Annotated in this window: 13 protein-coding genes and 1 pseudogene; 7 read left to right on the top strand and 7 right to left on the bottom strand. The window is 63.7% G+C overall.

The features are described from left to right. The first annotated feature begins 1,384 nt into the window (after positions 1-1,384). A complete protein-coding gene (locus tag AC099J_RS30930; RefSeq protein ID WP_479619152.1) occupies positions 1,385-2,179 on the top strand; it encodes an Npun_F0296 family exosortase-dependent surface protein in 795 nt (264 codons plus the stop codon). A gap of 859 nt (positions 2,180-3,038) precedes the next feature. On the opposite strand, the gene AC099J_RS30925 is transcribed toward AC099J_RS30930, so the two are convergent. From AC099J_RS30925 to AC099J_RS30915, 3 genes are all read right to left on the bottom strand, one after another. After that, positions 3,039-3,335, bottom strand: a complete 297-nt coding sequence (locus AC099J_RS30925; RefSeq protein ID WP_479619151.1) for a hypothetical protein — start codon at positions 3,333-3,335, stop codon at positions 3,039-3,041. A gap of 7 nt (positions 3,336-3,342) precedes the next feature. Further along, positions 3,343-3,975 (bottom strand): hypothetical protein, encoded by a 633-nt coding sequence (locus AC099J_RS30920; protein WP_479619150.1) that lies wholly within the window; start codon positions 3,973-3,975, stop codon positions 3,343-3,345. A gap of 152 nt (positions 3,976-4,127) precedes the next feature. Beyond that, complete coding sequence (locus AC099J_RS30915; protein WP_479619149.1) at positions 4,128-4,436, bottom strand: hypothetical protein; 309 nt, start codon at positions 4,434-4,436, stop codon at positions 4,128-4,130. A 118-nt stretch (positions 4,437-4,554) separates the two neighbouring features. Here AC099J_RS30915 and AC099J_RS30910 point away from each other — a divergent pair, with 118 nt between their 5' ends. Beyond that, the gene (locus tag AC099J_RS30910; protein ID WP_479619148.1) at positions 4,555-4,974 is read left to right on the top strand and encodes a hypothetical protein; all 420 of its coding nucleotides are present in this window, start codon (positions 4,555-4,557) and stop codon (positions 4,972-4,974) included. Positions 4,975-5,442: 468 nt separating this feature from the next. Here AC099J_RS30910 and AC099J_RS30905 read toward each other — a convergent pair whose 3' ends face one another. The 3 genes from AC099J_RS30905 to AC099J_RS30895 are packed head-to-tail and all read right to left on the bottom strand — an operon-like array spanning position 5,443 to position 9,892. Beyond that, a complete protein-coding gene (locus AC099J_RS30905; protein ID WP_479619147.1) occupies positions 5,443-8,163 on the bottom strand; it encodes an EAL domain-containing protein in 2,721 nt (906 codons plus the stop codon). Between the two features lie 5 nt (positions 8,164-8,168). Beyond that, entirely contained in the window at positions 8,169-9,488 is a 1,320-nt protein-coding gene (locus AC099J_RS30900; protein WP_479619146.1) for a sensor domain-containing diguanylate cyclase, read from the bottom strand. Continuing rightward, complete coding sequence (locus AC099J_RS30895; protein WP_479619145.1) at positions 9,485-9,892, bottom strand: PAS domain-containing protein; 408 nt, start codon at positions 9,890-9,892, stop codon at positions 9,485-9,487. The genes AC099J_RS30900 and AC099J_RS30895 overlap by 4 nt, the downstream gene beginning before the upstream one ends. Before the next feature lie 883 nt (positions 9,893-10,775). Between AC099J_RS30895 and AC099J_RS30890 the strand changes: the two are divergent. The 5 genes and pseudogenes from AC099J_RS30890 to AC099J_RS30870 form a co-directional block, all read left to right on the top strand. Further along, positions 10,776-11,249, top strand: a pseudogene (locus AC099J_RS30890) (IS5/IS1182 family transposase); the annotation flags it as partial. A 475-nt stretch (positions 11,250-11,724) separates the two neighbouring features. Continuing rightward, on the top strand, positions 11,725-12,096 hold the full coding sequence (locus AC099J_RS30885; RefSeq protein WP_479619144.1) for a hypothetical protein: 372 nt from the start codon (positions 11,725-11,727) through the stop codon (positions 12,094-12,096). Next, on the top strand, positions 11,978-12,721 hold the full coding sequence (gene istA / locus AC099J_RS30880; protein ID WP_479619155.1) for an IS21 family transposase: 744 nt from the start codon (positions 11,978-11,980) through the stop codon (positions 12,719-12,721). Before AC099J_RS30885 ends, istA begins: the two co-directional genes overlap by 119 nt. Positions 12,722-13,281: 560 nt before the next feature. Continuing rightward, on the top strand, positions 13,282-13,860 hold the full coding sequence (locus AC099J_RS30875; RefSeq protein WP_479619154.1) for an ATPase domain-containing protein: 579 nt from the start codon (positions 13,282-13,284) through the stop codon (positions 13,858-13,860). A 461-nt stretch (positions 13,861-14,321) separates the two neighbouring features. Next, positions 14,322-16,451, top strand: a complete 2,130-nt coding sequence (locus AC099J_RS30870; RefSeq protein WP_479619143.1) for an EAL domain-containing protein — start codon at positions 14,322-14,324, stop codon at positions 16,449-16,451. 832 nt (positions 16,452-17,283) lie between these two features. On the opposite strand, the gene AC099J_RS30865 is transcribed toward AC099J_RS30870, so the two are convergent. Beyond that, positions 17,284-17,436 carry an NAD(P)-binding domain-containing protein gene (locus AC099J_RS30865; RefSeq protein WP_479619153.1) on the bottom strand — a complete coding sequence of 51 codons (153 nt, stop codon included), beginning with the start codon at positions 17,434-17,436 and terminating at the stop codon, positions 17,284-17,286. Positions 17,437-17,439 lie beyond the last annotated feature (3 nt).

The following is a 17,439-nucleotide window of genomic DNA, read 5'->3' as shown; positions in this document are numbered from 1 at the left end:
GCTTGCAGACCCTGAGCGAAACTGCGCCCACTCGGCTGCCCGCTGTGGCGCGCTGAGTACCGTGCATCTCAGCTCTGTCCGGGCTGTGGACCTACACCACGGAATGGGACACGACCCGACCATGAGATGACACGGGCAGCCCCAGGCTCCTGGCGCCTGCACGAAGTCGTCGGCTTGCCGCCGCGGTGCAGGGTCCAGATGAAGGTCGTCGCGCGCGATGTGTCGACCGAATGCTGTGTTTTCCGTGCGACGCGCCTGTTGACGAGGCTCAGACCCTGAACGACACCGCCCCGCACCCGCTGCGTTGCGTTGCGGTGCGTTGCGACGCGCCAAGAGACCGTGTGCCCTGCTCTGTTCAGGCCGTGGCCCACGGCGCGGCCAGAGGCACGACGGCCTTCTGCACTGGTGGCGACGCGCTGCGCGCGCGAAGAACCTCGACCCAGCAACTGGATTGCCAGCCCGATTGTTTCGGTAGTTGTGCCAATTAGTTGCCTCGTCCGGTCGAAACGAGCACTTAAAGTTGCTGTGTCTTACAAAGGCGTTTCTCATATTGGGCACATCGCTTCGGCGAGCATCGCGTGGCATGGAATGGCGCAAGGGACGAGGCCCCACGGCAAGACTTTGATTCTGTTGCGGCATTCTCCCTACCGCCCCGACATTCCATTCTCAATGCGCCGAAACAGCTGAATTTTTGCCGCCGCCGGCCATTGAAATGAACACGCGCGCCGACACGTTTGATTCGCCCACACCATTTTCACATTTCTCGCACCGCATGCAGAGGGCAACGCCCCACCCACCATTGGCCGATCCAATGACGGACGGTCTTCGCTTTTTGCAGCGGTCGCACGGGCAGCGCAACTTCCAGCGACACACTGCCAAACAGGAAACTCGATGCCCCGGCCAGAAGTTACCACGCGCGCCGCACCCATGATTGCTTGCGCGTCAGTTCCCTTTGCGGTGTGGTTATGGGACGCCGTCGCTGGGCGTGGTGTGGCCGCGGAATGGGCGATCACGCTGATGCAAACCGCGGCCACATGGACGATCGCACATTTGACTGGCGACAGCAGTCATGTGTGGAAGGTCGTGGGCGCCATCGGAGTGATGGCAGTGATCGGCAAGCGGGGCGGATAGCCGAATAAACCATTTGCCAATCGTCAGCAATCCTGTGGGGGGTGACATATGCAATTGCCGCCGTGGGGTTGATCAGCTCGGACTATGTCGTGTGAAATACTTCACACCGGCCACTTTCCCCGCTGTCAGCATTATTGACGCATGAAATTCCAGGGTATTCCAGATCGCTCGCAAGCCCTTGATTCGCAAGGAATCTGTAACATTGGCACTGTCTTTGCGTTACAGATTGATACCTACTCTTGGAATTTCCTAAATGCAAAAGATCTTGTTGAGCGCAATCCTGGCCACCAGCAGCCTGCTGTCGGTCTCTGCTCACTCTGCCACCATCAGCTTTGGCTTCACCCCTGACGCACTGTCGGGCAAGACCACGCCGTTCCTCGGCGCGCCCAACGTGTTCGTCGAAACGCTGGACCGTGCCGACGGCAGCTGTGGCCTGACCCAGCCGGGCGCCACCATCAGCGGTGGCAGCTACGCCTTCCGCAAGGGCCCGATCAAGAACGTCGCTGCGCCTCCGCTGGGCGACAGCACCTGCTACGCCTACGGCCCGGCAGCTGCCGGCCAGGGCATCGGCACCCTGCCGGATGTCTCCGGCATCCCGCTGCCCGCCGGCGTGACCCCCGCCCAGGTGTTGGCCTCCGTGACGATCGACTACGCCGGCCTGGTCAGCACGTTGACCGGTGGCGCTTACCTGAACTACTTCGGCCTGTACTACGGCTCGATCGATGCCTACAACATGATCGAGTTCTTCGACGAGACCGGCGCGACAGTCGACGTCGTGTACGGCCAGGACATCATCGACCTGTGCTCGCCCGCCTGCGCCCCCGGCAGCCAGACCGCCGCCGGCACGAACCAATACGTCAATCTGTTCCTGGACGGCAACGAGACTTTCCAGAGCCTGCGTCTGTCCACCTGGGGCATCGCGGTCGAAGTGGACAACCTGGCCGTTGGCGTGGGCGTGCGCGCCGTGCCGGAGCCCGCATCGCTGGCCCTGGTGGGCCTGGGCCTGGTGGCCTTCGGTGCCACCCGTCGCCGCAAGCAGCGCAACTGAGCCTGACAGTTCCCCTCATGGCTCCCCGTTCTGCGGGGGGCCTTTTCTCATTCGATGCATCCAGGCACTTAGAGCTCGTGTCCATGCGAGGCGGCGAGCGTCCAGAACGATGCGACAGGGTCGCCGCCTGGGCATCTGGGCGCGATCGGGGATCACGCTGAGCAGCCGGGTTCGGCGTGCGCACAGAGCACCGAGAGCTGGGGCCCTTCTCACATGGCGGATCAGACCGTGCCGCCCCGGCGCGCACCCGACATCCCATACTGCACCTGCTCCCGTGGACATCGCGTCCACCAAGCCTTCATCCACCGCCCCGGGGGCCCTGAAGTCCAGATCGCTGGCGTCGCAGTCCTCACCTGCCTCGTAGATGCCGGCCCTGTGCCGGTCAGCCATCCGATGGCTCGTCAACGTCGTCGGCCCTGTGCCGACGCCGACCGCATGCTGCGGCAGCCAACGCTCTCCGGCATCGAGCGAAGGCCTGTGTCTGCAGATGCAGGCCTTCACCTGTCGCTGGCGCTGCCCGACCCCAGCTGATCGTCACTTCGGCTTGACCGGAGCTTTCCCAACCGGGGACCCTGTCCCCGTCGGGGATGGGCGTTCCCTTTCCCAAACGCGAAGGAGAACCCCACGTTCACAGTCCCGTCTTTTCAGTCCACCCAGGCGCTGCGCCGCGTTTCCTGTCTATTGGGGGGCGCTGCCGCCCACGCTGCGCCACCGCTGCCGCGTCGTGCGTTGCCGGTGCTCTTCCTGCCCCTGCCGCGCACCGACAGCAGTGTCGCGACGGGATGCGCAACCCATTGGACCTTGCCAGCCGTTGGCCTCGCCGCAAGGCGCGCTCAGCGCGAGGTGGTGGCCCGCCGGTTCACCAGAATGCCCACCAGGGCGGGCGCACGCCACGCGCGTCCAGCGGTCGCAGATCGAGGCGGTCGGGGTCGCGCGCCGGACCCGCACCCCGCCGGCGCCGTAGTTCGGCTTCGCACAGGTGCGCCTGGCCGCGCGCTTCCAGGACGCCGCGCAGGGCTTCGGCGCGCAGCGTGCCCGCGAGTTGTGCCAGTTCGGCCTCCGGCAGGTGCCGCAGGTTGTCCAGGCGCACATCCGGCAGGCTCTTCGCCGCGGCTGTGCGCGGCTGCAGTCGGTGGAGGGTGTGCTGGAGCGGCATCACCTTCCTACGTCAGGCGGTAGCTGCCGCGTTCACCCTCCACCAGCAGGCCCTTGGTTTTGAGGCTGGCGATGGTGGCGCCGACCGAGCCAAGCGGCATCGGCACGCCGTCGGCCAATTCCGCATGGGTCAGGCGCAGGAAGCGGTCCCGGCCGAGTCGCGCACGCAGGAAGGCCAGCGCGCTGAGCGCGTTGCCGCGCAGCCGTGCCACAGGCGTAGTCGAGGACTCAGGCGTCACCAGCGCGGCCAGCCCGGCACCGCGCCGCTTCGTCGTGCGCGATGCTGCCAGCGCCACGTCCTCCACATCGCCCGTACCGCGCAAACGCAATGAAGGTGCGGAGGCCAGAGCCAGACGCGGCGCCGCCATCGGCTGCGACGCCGCGTGGCCTGTCGCCGCGAGTTCGAGGGCCACGAAGTACAGGTCCTTCAGCTGCGCTTCCATCGCTGCCAACGACTGGGTCAGGCGTGAGATCGACTTCCAGTGTTCGAACAGCCCGTCATTCGACACACTGAAGGCATCCTGGCCCAGCGACTCGCGCACGCGCTCCGCACAGCGCTGCCCGTCCTCCGCCAGCGCGGCCTGGGCGTCGTGCAGGGCCGCGCCCGCAGCCTGGATGGTGGCAATCGTCTTGGGGTTCATCGTCATGATCTGGGTGCTGGTGATCCGCGGCATCCTAGCAAACGCTGGCGACGACTCCGACCGGGTACGGCGAGGCCTTGATCTGCGTGGCGTCGTCGGCCCCCGGGCTGCAACAGGATGCAGGACGCAATGTCCTCGGGAGGCGCCGCCGCCTACGCCGCCAGGCAACGCTGCAGCGGTTCGCCTACAACCTGCACCGTCTGCGCCCAGGCGCGTACCTTGTCAGCGAGTTGGGGCAGTTGCGAGACGCCCGGTACGCGCGAACGGACCGGTGGCACGGTGCGACCTTCGAGCAGCACGTCCGCCGCGGCCTCAAGCGCAACATGGCCGCGCGGTCCACGGCGCCGCGTTCTTCCTCGGCCCCGGTCCGCTACGTCGGCCGCCGCAGCCCGCAGCACAGCCAGGTCGGGCCGCCCCTCGAACACGAGGTCGACCGTGCGCCGCGACGGCGTGGGTTCCACTGCGCGCTATGCGCCTGCACGTCCCAGACCAGGAAACCCTTGCCGCCACCACGAACGCAAGCGCTGCAACCGTCAGCAGCGTCGCGCGTTCCTTGCGACCTTTGCCGACCACACGCGTATGCGCGCCGACGCCAAGCTGCGCGTCGTCGCGACGCAATGCGGTCAGCTCAGGCAGGCGCAGCCCGGTCTGCACCGCCAGCAGCATCTGCGCGTGATCCAGGCTGCCCGCGCGTGGAGATCGGGCGCGTGCAGCAACGCGTCGATCTCGTCGCGCGCAAGAAGGCCGGCCTGCGTGCGTGCTCCGCTTGCTGGAGATGGTCAGTACACGCTGGATCCGTGCTGCGTGCGTGGGCAACTCGACCGCTGCGCAGCGGAAGTACGAACGGGTCGCCGTCGGACGCAGGTTGCGGCTGGTAGTGCTGATTCCGGGGGCAGATTACAAGTCTTCCAGAAGCGCGGCGACCCGCGCGGCATCGTTCCGCTCGAAGGTCAAGCGCGGCGGCTGCACCCCGAGCCGAAGCTGCGCGAAACGCAGTAGCAAACGGATGCTGTCGCAGTACGAAGTGTCGTGTGCGGGCTGGCCTGGCGCTGGTCCGCCCTCCCCTGCTGCATCGACGCCGCACACGCGGTGCCACAGCCACCTCCGAGGCCGTCCGGGTCCAGCAACAACTGCGACGGGCGTTGGTACAGCGGCCAGCCGGTCGTCGCGCACAGGCAGGCGCAACAGCTCGCCAGGCACCCAGGCGGGCAGCGGCACTTTGTAAGGCACTGGGGGGCGTCCTTAGTGCGCCGCGGTTCCGCCGCGTCCCAGCGGCGCTTCCGCTCCAGCCGGACGTCGGGCGGTCGGGCGGTCGGGCAGCGGCAGTGGGAGGCGCACGCGCATCAGCCTGCCGCGCGCGAGAACATGTTCCAGCTGCTCGCACACGCCATGTTGGGCATTGCATTCTGTTGTCGGCGGTCGGACCTGTGGGATGTTACGGGCTCCACCACGAAACTCCGTTCACAGTCAATCCGGTTGCCGGCGTGCAGCAGGATTCGACGGATCTTGAACACCCGCGACATAGCAGTCCTGGTCCCGTCCCGCACCCTTGGCGCGGTACAGACCTTCATCAGCCCGTCTGCACAGCGCCTCCGCGCTATCACCAGGAAGCGCTTCGGCAATACCGGAAGAAAAATTGATGCGCAGGCCTGTCTCTGGCAGCATCAGTGGCTCGTCGAACAGCACCCGGCGAAGTTCGCCCAGCACGCGCGCGGCGCCATGGTGACCGGTATTCGCGAGCACCAGCAGGAATTCCTCCCCGCCAATGCGGCCCACTGCATCGCGCTGCCGAACCGTCGCCGCAAGTCGCGCAGAAAACCAGAGCAGTACCCGGTCGCCGACCGCATGCCCGTGGGTGTCATTGATGGCCTTGAACTGGTCCAAATCGATTGCGACCAGCGTCAAGGGGATGCGCAACTCGGACGCTTCGGCCAACATCTCGGACAGCCGGTCGAAGACAAATCGGCGGTTCGGCAGACCCGTCAGCGGGTCGGTGATGGACGCCAGGAGTGCACGATCGTGCGCGCGCCGCAGGTCTGCCTCGCGCGCTTTCAGCGTGCTCACATCGGTGGATACCGTCAACTGCCAGCCGTCCTTGCGGGTTTCTTCGGTCACCCGCATCCACCGTCCATCGGTCATGTCGGACTCAAACGTCCTCAGCGCCTTCTGGCGATAACGCAAGCGGACCTCGGCCAGCCAGCCGTCGATGTCGTCGGTATCGATCAGAAGGCCCTTTTTGCGCAGATGAGACTGCCGCATCATCTCGTCCCACGTCGGGCGCCCGTCAAGGCCTGCCCAATAAGCGTCGAGGAAACTGCGATTCGCATAGGCCAGACGCTCCTGTGGATCAAACAGTGCAAGCCCTATGTGGCTGCGCTCCAGGCACTCTAGCAACTTGCCAGTTGGGGTCACGTGCGCCACGGGGGAAGCGAGCGTGGGACGTGGACGGTAAGCCGCCAGCCACTCGACCATGGTGTTGGCCGTCAAGGGCCGGGCGTAGAGATAACCTTGGGCCCTGTCGCATTGCAGTGCAGCCAGGATGCTCGCATGGCCATTGGTTTCTACGCCTTCGGCCACGGTGCGCATGCCCAGACTGCGTACGACTTTGATCGTCGCCTCGATCAGTACCCGATGGTGGGCACTGGACTCGGACTCGCTCACAAACGATCGGTCGATCTTGACCACATCGACTGGCAGCAAATGCAGGCTGGCCAGCGAGGAGTAGCCCGTGCCGAAGTCGTCGAGAGCAAGCGTCAGGCCAAGGGCCTTGAGTTCGTGCAGTTTGATCTGCACCTGTTCCCCTTGTGCCGCCAGACTCTCGGTGACCTCCAGCTGCAGATGTCTCACGGCGAGTCCGCTGGACTGGAGGGCTTGTTGCACCATGGCCACGATCGTCGGGTCTTCCAGCTGCGCACGCGACATATTGACGGACAGCGTATGAGGCGCCAACGCTCCAAACCGCCGTTGCCACAGAACGAACTCGCGGCAGGCTGCGTTGAGAACGATCTCGCCCAAGGCGCCGATCATCCCGGTCTCTTCCGCAATCTCGATGAACTCGATCGGGGAGACGATGCCGCGCGCAGGGTGTTGCCATCGCACCAGAGCCTCCACGCCCGTGACGTGGCCATCTACCAGATCGACGATCGGCTGGTAGACGACGAACAGTTCGTTGGCTTCCAGCGCGTGGCGGAGCTCGCCCTCCATGCTCCCGCGCCTTTGCGCTTTCTGCTTCATGATCGGCTCGAAGAGCAGGTAGCGTGCACCTCCTGCACGCTTGGCCTCGCGCATTGCGAGGCTGGCGTCATGGAGTACCGAATCGGCTTCATCCTCAGCGTGCGCTCGCAACACCACGCCAATACTCACCTTGGCGTGGACTTGGTTGTCGGCAATGGCGTAGGGTCTGCCCATTCCATGGACCAGACGCTGTGCGATCCCAAGAACATCGTCGGTTCGGCGCAAGCCTTCCAGCACCAGCACGAACTCGTCACCACCCAGCCGTGCCGCAGTCTGTATAGGCTGCAGCGGGCGCGCCGAGTCGTTTCCGGTGCGCAACATGCCGAGCAGGCGGCCAGCGATCAGGCGCAACAATTCGTCTCCGGCCGAAGTGCCCCACGTCGCGTTCACCTCGGCAAACCGGTCGCAGTTGATCAACAACACTGCAAACTGATAGTCGGGGTCTTGCCTTGCGTGCATCAGAGCGATGCCCAGTCGCTCTAGCGCGACCGCTCGATTCGGCATCGACGTCAGGCTGTCCAGCCGCGCGATGTCGCGTACCTTGCTGGCAAGGCGCTCGTTCTCTTGCCGCACGGCGAGGCTAATGTCGCTCACGCTGGCAATCAGTGTGGATGCGTCGAGCTTGACCAGGCGCATGGACAAGGTCTGAGTCGCCAGTGGGTCCGTGGTTCCGGTGCCCGGGACCGTGATCCGCAGCGACTCGCACAGAGTTCCGGATGGCTCCCGGTACGACGCGCAGATGCCGCGCACCTCGGGCGCCACCGACTCCAGCGTGTCGAAGAGATTGAGCAGCGCGCCGTCCGGGGCCAAGGGCATCAGCAGCTGAGCCGACATGGGATTGATCATGGTGATCTCTCCCTGCAACGTGGTCTGCACCAGGCCGATGGGTGCCTGGTACATGAACTGCAGCAACGCCTCGTACGCAGTAGCGCTTGGGTCGAGCGGCGTGGCCATGCCAGTCAGGGCGGAACGGGTCGCGAAAGGGTCGGGAGCCCTGCCTGCCAGCGCTCCACTCGATTGCGGCCGCGGGTTTTGGCCGCAGAGAGCGCCGAGTCTGCGCGCTTCAGCAATTCCTGGAGATCACCGATACCGGCCTCCATCGCAGCCACGCCGACGCTGACCGTGCAGGGGATGCGGGTCCCCTCCACCAAGGTGGGGTATTGCGCCAGAAAGTCGGTCAGACGGACGGCCGCCAACTCCGCTCCCTCGTCAGTCGTACCGGGCAGCAGCACGCCGAATTCTTCGCCGCCGATGCGGGCGATGACGTCGATGGTCCGGAACGTGGTGTGCATGCTCGCGGCCAGGTGGCGCAGGACGGCGTCTCCAGTCGCATGCCCATGCGTGTCATTCACGGCCTTAAAGTTGTCGGCGCTAATCATCACTACCGACAAGGGCCGGCGCATCCGCGTCCCGCGTAGCAGTTCCAGTTCCGCGGCTTCGAAGAAGGCACGCCGGTTTGCCAGCCCGGTCAGATGGTCACAGTAGAGCGAATGCCGCCAGTTTTCCCTGGCGTCTCTTTGCTCGGAGGTGTCGCGCAGGATGAGGCTGTACGCGCGGTTCTCCGCCTCCGTCTCGTCAGGCGTGTGCAACGGCGCGATCAAGCAGCTGCCCCAGTAGCGCGTGCCATCAGACCGCACACGCCACCCTTCGTCCAGACTCCACCCGGTGTGGTCTGCTTCATGCAGGCGGTCCATCACGCGCTCGGGCGACATGCCATCGGCGGGATAGAAGATCCCGGGAGACCGCCCGAGCGTGGCAGTGCTGTCGAAACCGGTGAGTCGCGCCACACCAGCGTTCCACGTCTGCGCATTGCCCTCGCCGTCCAGCGACAGCAGCGCGTAGTCGGTGATGCCTGTGGCAATGGTGTTGATCCAGGCCTGGCTGCGCCGCAGCTCGCGCTCGCGGACGACGGCGTGCGTCACATCGCTCAGCACTGCCATCAGCCGTTCGCAGTCCAGCTTGAGTAGGCTCAGCGAGAGGAATTGAGCCTTTTTGCTGGCGGTCTGCCCGGCGCGGATCTCCAGCTGCAGGGCATCGCACACCATGCCGTGGGGGCGCGTGTAGTTACTCACACGCGACTGGAGATCGGGTGCCAATGGCTCCAACAGCACAAACACGTTGGACAGATTGCCGTCGCGCGACAGCGGCATCAACAACTGCGCACACAGAGGGTTGGCCATCACGATCTCGCCATCCAGACGTGTCTGCATCAGCCCGATAGGGGCGATGTACAGGAACTGGAGCAGGGCCTCGTACTCTTGTTCCAGAGGGGCCTTCATACGGATTGCCGCTCAGCAACCCGCTGGACGAGCACATAACGCATCGAAGCCCCCGGCTCTGCAAGAAGCCGCAACCGAACTTTGATGGGTCGCATGCGCAGGGTCAGCACATAGTCCAAAGTAGCATCCAGGCCGGCGTTGCCTTCCGTCGCATCTAGGAAGCGCTGCGCGACCATGAAGTTATTCATGCAAGGCGCCACAGTGGTAAAAAGCCCGTGGCCAATGACCCGCTCCAGTGAAAGGCCCGCGGCCTCCGACTCGACGCGGTTGTAGCGACGCACGACCCCCTCGGCATCAAAGGCGATGACGCCGAACCATAGACCGTCGAGTTCCTGATCCGTGGCCTGACCAAGTGTGCTGAAAAGCTCTGCGTCGTCAAAGTTGAGATTGTGAGATGTCGGCACCAAGATTCCTTGCAAGCAAGCCGCAAGCTGCCGCGCCTCGCTATAGGGACAAGCAGCTTTCAAGTGTGTTGTAGCATAGAAAATGGCCGTGCCCAATGCGGGCGAAGCGGCGCGCTTGGGCGGCACCTGAACCGCCTCCCTTTTTGGCAGGCCCCTTCGATTGAGAATGGAGCCAACATGAAGACTACCTCGCCATTGAAAAACCGACCTCACCCGCCCGAGTTTGAACTGACCCCCTGAAGGTGGACGGTCAAAATTCCGCCGATCAGCGGAACCTGTCTATGACTTTGCTGCACCGCTTGTCATCAGCTTAACGTGCAGGGCTGGGTCATTGTGGGCGTTGGTCTGCGATGGTGGTGGCTTGATCCAAGCTGCGATCGGCAGGGCATGGGCTGAGGACGACGGCTTTTGAACCGTATGGGTGTGGCGAGGAACGCGGCGTCCAACGCGACTTGGCGCGCAACGCGCAACACTGCAGCCTGACCGTAGTGCACCGACTGCGGCGTTTTGTAGCCGATGCCCGAGTGCCGGTGCGCGGTGTGGTACCAAGCGAAGAACGCGTGGCATTGGGCGTGGGCGTCCCGATGCAGCCGAATCGCACCGCGAAGTCGGGCCGGTATTTCTCGGTCTTGAACTGCGACTCCAAATACGTGTTGTCGTCCGAGAGGTGCGGCCTGCTGTAGCTCTTGGCGATCTCCAGCTCCATCACAAAGCTGCCACCGGCTTGGAGGGCATGGCCGCACCCGGTCGGCGTGCCGCGTGAGCATGCCGTGCTGCACATCGTGGCGCGGGGCGCTGCCGGCGAACAGCCGCTCGGGCCAGATGGGCTCTCCCGCTCTCCGAGCAGCCAGCCCACCAAGTGGCGACTGAACATGTGCAGGACCTCGGACAGTGGGCCGCCCTCAACCGCCACGGTCTGGTGGTCAAAGTGCAAGCCAGCTCGTCTGACGGAACGGCCGAGCGCGAAGTAGCCGAGCAGCTGCTGGCCGACGTCGCGGGCTCTGGCAAGCGCGTGGCGGTCGGGGCGGAAAAGGCGTACGACACCAAAGCCTTCGTCAAGCATCCCGCACCATCAAGGTCACGCCCCACGTGGCCCAGAACATCCAGCGCAACGGCGGCAGCGCCACCGACGCGCGCACCACCCGCCACCCAGGCTACGAAGTCAGTCAGCGCAAGAGAAAGCGCGGAGCAACCGCTTTGATCAGAGCATCGGCTGGGGCACGGTGATTGGCCCCGACCGGCAAGTCATGCTGCAGGGATGAACAGGGTCGATCCGTTGCCGACGCTGACCATGGCGGCCGACGACCTCAGGCGGCTGCGCACGTTGTTGCAACTGCGTCCGCAGTGCGCTCCATGAGTGCGAGGAAACGTCGAATTGGCGCGTTCCAACCGCAGAAATGGCTGCGCAACGGGCCAATCAAACGCGCTCGGGTCCATCCAGAAGGCTCCATGACCTCGGCGGAGTGACCCTCGACGGCGGAACTCGCGTTCATCGTCGGTTTTTCAACGGCCCGCTAGTGTCCTGGTCGAGAAGTTCGAAGACAAAACCGCTCGATGCTGGCGAGGATTTCGTCAGCGATCTTGGTCCAGCAGAACGGCCGGGGTTCTAGGTTGTTCAGTTCGATGTTGCGTATTTCAGCCCGTCGTGGACGGCATTTCAGGCTGATCGTGGACGGGATTTCAGCGTGGTCGTGGACGGCGTTTCAAACTGATCGTGGACGCTGTTTCAGCGTGATCGTGGACGATGGGGGTGGCGCGCAAGTGATCTTTTGACCGGGCCTAGGCTGGCTGCTTTTTTGCAGCACCAGCCGATGCCCACCAACAGAATCACCATGCGCCGAATCCGAGAGACATTGCGCCTGCACCTGCAGGCTGGGCTGAGCTACAACGAGGTCGGCCGGGCGCTGAAGATCTCCAAGAGCGCGGTGGGCAAGTACGTGTCGCTGGCCCGCGTGGCGGGCGTGGACTGGGTGGTGGCCCAGACGCTGAGCGACGAGGAACTGGAGTCCCGGCTGTACCGCCCGCCGCTGCCGCGCTCAAGCTACCAGCTCACGCCCGACTTCGCCGCCGTCCACCAGGAGCTCAATCAAGCGTCCGGGCGTCACCCTGCAACTGCTGTGGGAGGAGTACGCCGCAGCCAACGATCTGGCCTACAAGTACACCAGCTTCTGCGTGAAGTACCGAGCTTGGGCGCAGGGCCTTAAGCGTTCGATGCGCCAGACTCACCTGGCCGGCGAGAAGCTCTTCGTGGACTACGCCGGCCAGACCGTGCCGCTGGTGGATGCCGCCACCGGCGAGATCACCGCCGCGCAGATCTTCGTGGCCACGCTGGGTGCCTCGAACTACACCTACGCCTGCGCCACCCGGCGCCAGACCACCGCCGACTGGATCGGCGCGCAGATCCAGGCCCTGGAGTTCTTCGGCGGTGTGCCCCGCCTGATCGTGCCCGACCAGGCCCGCGCCCTGATCAAGCGGCCTAACCGCTACGACCCCGAACCCAACGCCCTGTACGACGAGTTCGCCGCCCATTACGGCTGCGCGCTGCTGGCCGCCCGACCGGCGCACCCGCGCCACAAGCCCGAGGTCGAGAACGCGGTGCTGGTGGTGGAGCGCTGGATCCTGGCCCGGCGGACGCAGCTCGGGTGCAAGGCTTGCCGAACCAGCGGCCCAGTGCGCGCGACTGCGCGATGCCCAGCTCACACAGCGGTGTATCAACGTCGCGAAAGGGGATGTCGATCGCGGCGATCCTATTGGCCTCGGCTTCGTCCCGCGCCACGTTGCCCGCACTTTGCCCATGGCAAACGATCCGCAAGGTTTCTGGCCAAGTAAATGTAGTCATGCCGACGATATTCATCGGGCAAGCGCAGCAGCGCTGTAGGTCTGGAACTCAACGTTCCGGCCGCCCCATCCGTCGCGCATTCTCCTGCGCGCCGGCTGGATGGGCATGCCGATTGCCACAAAGCCAACTGCGCCGAGTCACTGTAGATCGCCTGGATGCCCCTGCCAACGCTTGCGATCCGTCAGCTTGTTTGGCTCCACTGCGACGTATTGGGCGCATTGCCAGGGTCCAACTGCATAGCTCCGTGTCCTACCCGGACATGGCCCTGCGTAGCTCATCAGCCTGTTCGGTGCTGCGGGAATTGATCCTAGCGCCTGTCAGCGCGTAGTTGGCAAAACAGCGGGCCGACTGGTGGTCCGGCCGCATGAATCCGACGGCGCAGGCGCGATCAACGTCGTCGCTAGGCGCGCCGAGATGGCTGTTGTGAGGTCCGTGGTAGGTGCGCATACGTATGTCCCTTGCGCTTCGCAGTCCCTAAGGTTCGTGGTCGTGCTGCCCGGTCGGCACTCGTGCGAATTCTCATGAAAATTGTTCCCAGACTTGCGGCCACCTGCTTCGCAACGCCGTCAGCGGCATCGCCGGCGTCGATGAGATCCCCGGCGGCGAGTTGCCGCGCGCGCGTCGATCGCTGCGGGTGGGTGGGCCGGGATCGGGCAGGATCATCTGCGCGATGCAGGTGCTGATGCGCGGAGCCCAACCGTGCCAGGAGCCCGGTGTCTGCGTCGCCTTCGACGAAACGGCCGAGCACCTCCACGCCGATGTCGCGCGTGACGACTGGCCGCTGGCTTCCCCTGTGCGGACGAGGCTCGCCATATTGAAGCTACTGCCCTCACCCGATGTCGTTCGCGCCGGCAAGTTCGACCCGGGCGGCGTGCTGGCCGCGTTCGACGCCCACGTGCGCGGACGCATCTTCAGCCACGATGACGCAACGCTGCCAGATCGCTGCCCCACCGGCGGCGAGCTGGTGAGGGGCAGCATGCGCTGGACACGTGAACGCGCGGAACGCCCTGCCAGCAACTTGAGCGACGGAGCCGTCCAGCACGAGCGCGTCAATCTGAACGCCGACCGGCAGAAACCATGGACGGGTTCGGCGACGAGAAGAGGGCCATGGCCGCCGGCATGTTCATGACGCCGACGCTGGTCAGGTGGCAACCTTTACCGGAGCGTTGCATCGTCGCTACGCTTTGCCACACCGGCACGGGGCTGCAGGCGCGGGGGCTGCCGGCCGTGGCCGCATGAATCCCGACAAGGCCCGTGCGGCAGCCGATACGGCGCGTGAGATTGCCTCGCTCATCGCGGGGCTGGAGTGGCGGTGTCATTGCGCTGGGCGACGAGGGCATATGCGGCATGCACACGGTGAAACAGCTGCTGGGCATGGACATGCAGCGTTTTCCGCCTGTCGACCGACCACTTCGACACCGCGCAGTCAGTTCTGGCGCACCGCGCCGTGTCGTTCAGCGAATTTTTCTGGAGTTCAGGTCGAATACTGTGGTGGAAACTGCCCCTTGAAAAAGGGGCTCGATTCCATCGACACTGTTAGCGAGTCCCAGCAAATACTTCAACAAAGCCGTACGTGCATGGGAGTTTCATATGATTGAAGATTTTCCACGAGCCCATTTGACGAGTTCAGGTAGCGCTCGCGATGTCGAATATGTCTTAGCTCACACGCTCGAGCATTTCCACGCGATCGTGCAGAGCTCGGATGATGCGATCATCAGCAAGACACTTGACGGGCTTGTCACCAGCTGGAACATCGGCGCCGAGTCGATCTTCGGGTATACAGAAGAAGAGATGGTGGGCAAGCCAATACTGGCGATATTCCCGCCAGACCGTCAAAATGAAGAATCCTACATACTTCAGCAGATCTTGCTCGGGATCAAGGTTGATCACTTCCAAACAGAGAGGGTGCACAAGAACGGCAAGCGCATCGATGTCTCGGTCACCATTTCACCCATCCGCGATCGTCGTGGAGTCATCATCGGCGCCTCGAAAATTGCGCGTGATATCACAGCACAAAAGGCGGCAGAGGCTAACCTTCGGCTCACCGCCAGTGTATTCATGGCGACAGGAGAAGGAATCCTGATTCTCAATCAGAGAGGCCTGATAGCGGACGTCAATCCCGCATTCACCGACATCACGGGTTACTCAAGACGCGAAGCTCTGGGCATGGACCCGCGAAAGCTTTCCTCGAGCAGACAGGGTCCGGGCGACTTTAAACACATCCGTCGGGAGGTGCTACGTCGCGGGGAATGGCGGGGCGAAATTTGGAGCCAGCGAAAGGACGGGACTGCCTATGCTGTGTTGATGAGACTTAGCAAGATATACGATGAACGGGGAGCCGTTTGTAATTATGTAGCGCTTTTCTCGGATATCACGGCATTGAAACTTCAGCAGGAACGGCTGGACTACGTGGCGCACTTCGACGCCTTGACGCACTTGCCCAACCGTCTATTGCTCTCTGACCGGCTGCACCAGGCCATGGCGAACTGCGAGCGCCGTCCGCAGATCATCGCGGTTTTATACATGGACATCGATGGATTCAAAGTCATCAACGACAATTTTGGGCATGCCATCGGTGACCAACTGCTGATTGCATTAGCGCGACAGATGCGTGCAGCCCTTCGCGAGGGAGACACGTTGGCCCGAATGGGAGGCGATGAATTCGTTGTGGTGCTGACCGACCTGAGGTTTGCCGAGGACGCTATCCAAACGGTACACCGGTTACTGACAGCCTGTTCCCGGCCTTTGGACGTGGGCGGTCACGTGCTGACGGTTTCCGCAAGCATTGGCGTTACCTTGTTTCCAAGCGACTCGGTAGATGCCGAGAAGTTGATACGCCATGCCGACCAAGCGATGTATGAGGCGAAGCGAACCGGCAAAGGCTCATATGCCTTGTTCGACGCAGCACAGGATGCCGAAGTCAAGCACCTTAGCGTGCAACAATCGCGCATCGCGCTGGCGTTGGAACGCACGGAATTCGTCTTGCACTATCAGCCCAAGGTCAATATGCGAACTAGGCAGGTGGTAGGCTTAGAGGCCTTGATCCGCTGGCAGGATCCTCAGCGCGGGCTCTTGTTTCCTGGCGCATTTCTGCCAATGATCGAAAAACATCCTTTGAATGAGTTAGTGGGCGCCTGGGTCATTGACGCAGCCCTGCAGCAGATGAACGTTTGGCACAGTTGTGGCCTTCCACTGCCTGTCAGCATCAATATTTCAGCTAGGCAGTTCAAGGACAAAGGATTTCCGAGCCGTCTCGCTGCCGCGCTGATGCGATATCCCGACGTTCCTCCGGCCCGCGTAGAACTTGAAATCCTAGAAACAAGTGCGCTTGACGACGTTGCTTCGGTTCAACACATCATGAACGAATGCCAAAACCTTGGCGTTGAATTCTCTTTAGATGATTTTGGTACAGGTTACTCTTCGCTGACATACCTGAAACGGTTTCCGGTGTCCACCCTGAAGATCGACCAGAGCTTCATTCGGGACATGCTTGTCGACCCAGACAACCTGTCCATCGTCAAGGGCATCATTGGCCTTGCTAACGCGTTCAACCGACACGTCATTGCCGAAGGCGTTGAAACGGACAGTCTCGGCAAGGAATTGCTCGCGCTCGGTTGTGAACTTGCCCAAGGCTACGCAATTGCAAAACCCATGCCGGCCGACGAAGTAGCTGCATGGGTCGAGAGTTGGCGGGCTCCATCCGCGTGGATGTCAACCTGAGCAATTTCCGTCCGCGCCAGCAAGCGTCTGCGCAGTCGGCCATCGATCGGATGGTTCAGCCGTCGATTCACGGTCGTTCGGCCGCTTGGCCGAGGCTGGTGCTCAACCCTGAAACTAACAGCCCCCGGCCTGGGGGATTCAGGCGCGAGAGTGCCCGATCGGCCGGCCAATGAAGCGCGTGGAACGTGCTAGGCCGGCGCCGGCCGACGCCAGTGTCATCCTGCGCGCAACAGCGCCCGGCGCCAAAGTTCCTGCACAGTGGGGCTTTGTCTGGAGATTGCCATGACTGACCCCCTCGACAGCCGCCCGACGGCCAACTCTTCCGGTGCAAACGCAGATTGCATCGACAAGCGGGCGATCTCCTCGACGACGACGACGCACGCGATAGCGTTCCTCAGGAGCCCACTGTTACATTGACAGGTGCCGGCGTCTTTGCACCGTGTGCGCTGCGTGCGTCGGATCGGTAGGGCGCGGTCCTGCACGCCATGGTGGCGGGCGCCTTGCTGCGGCCGGCAGCGTCTGGTCACGATGGGCTACGTCGCTGGGCAGGCGCCCGCTGGGCCCGGCCCCCGTGCCCGGGTTCGAGCCACTCGACTGCGAACTAGGCTCGCCGATTTAAGCGAGGGGACTTTGGCTGTCAGCGACCTGATCCGGACTAGTCACCCGGCACGCCACTTCAAACTGTGCTGACCTCGGGCGACCTGGGCCGCGGCCGGTCGCCAGACCCGCCCGGTACCTCGACCCGGTGTTGCCACAGCGGAGCCGGCTCCCGGCGCAAGGTGACGAACTGCGGCGTGCGACGCGCCCACGGCCTGGTGCTGGCCGCCCACCGTCAGGCAGTAGCCGTCGGTCGATACCCCACCCCGCCCCTGGTACCCACATCGACCAGAACGATGCCGCAAGCTGCCAGTGCGGCAACTCGACGCAGGTCGTGGTGGTAGTGGGCGTTGCCGCCATCGACGACGGTGTCACCCGGCTGGAGCAGGGG

Source organism: Rhodoferax sp. RT4P68, from assembly GCF_056521305.1.
Note: the sequence above shows the minus strand (reverse complement) of the source record. Positions and strands in the feature narration are given on the sequence as shown.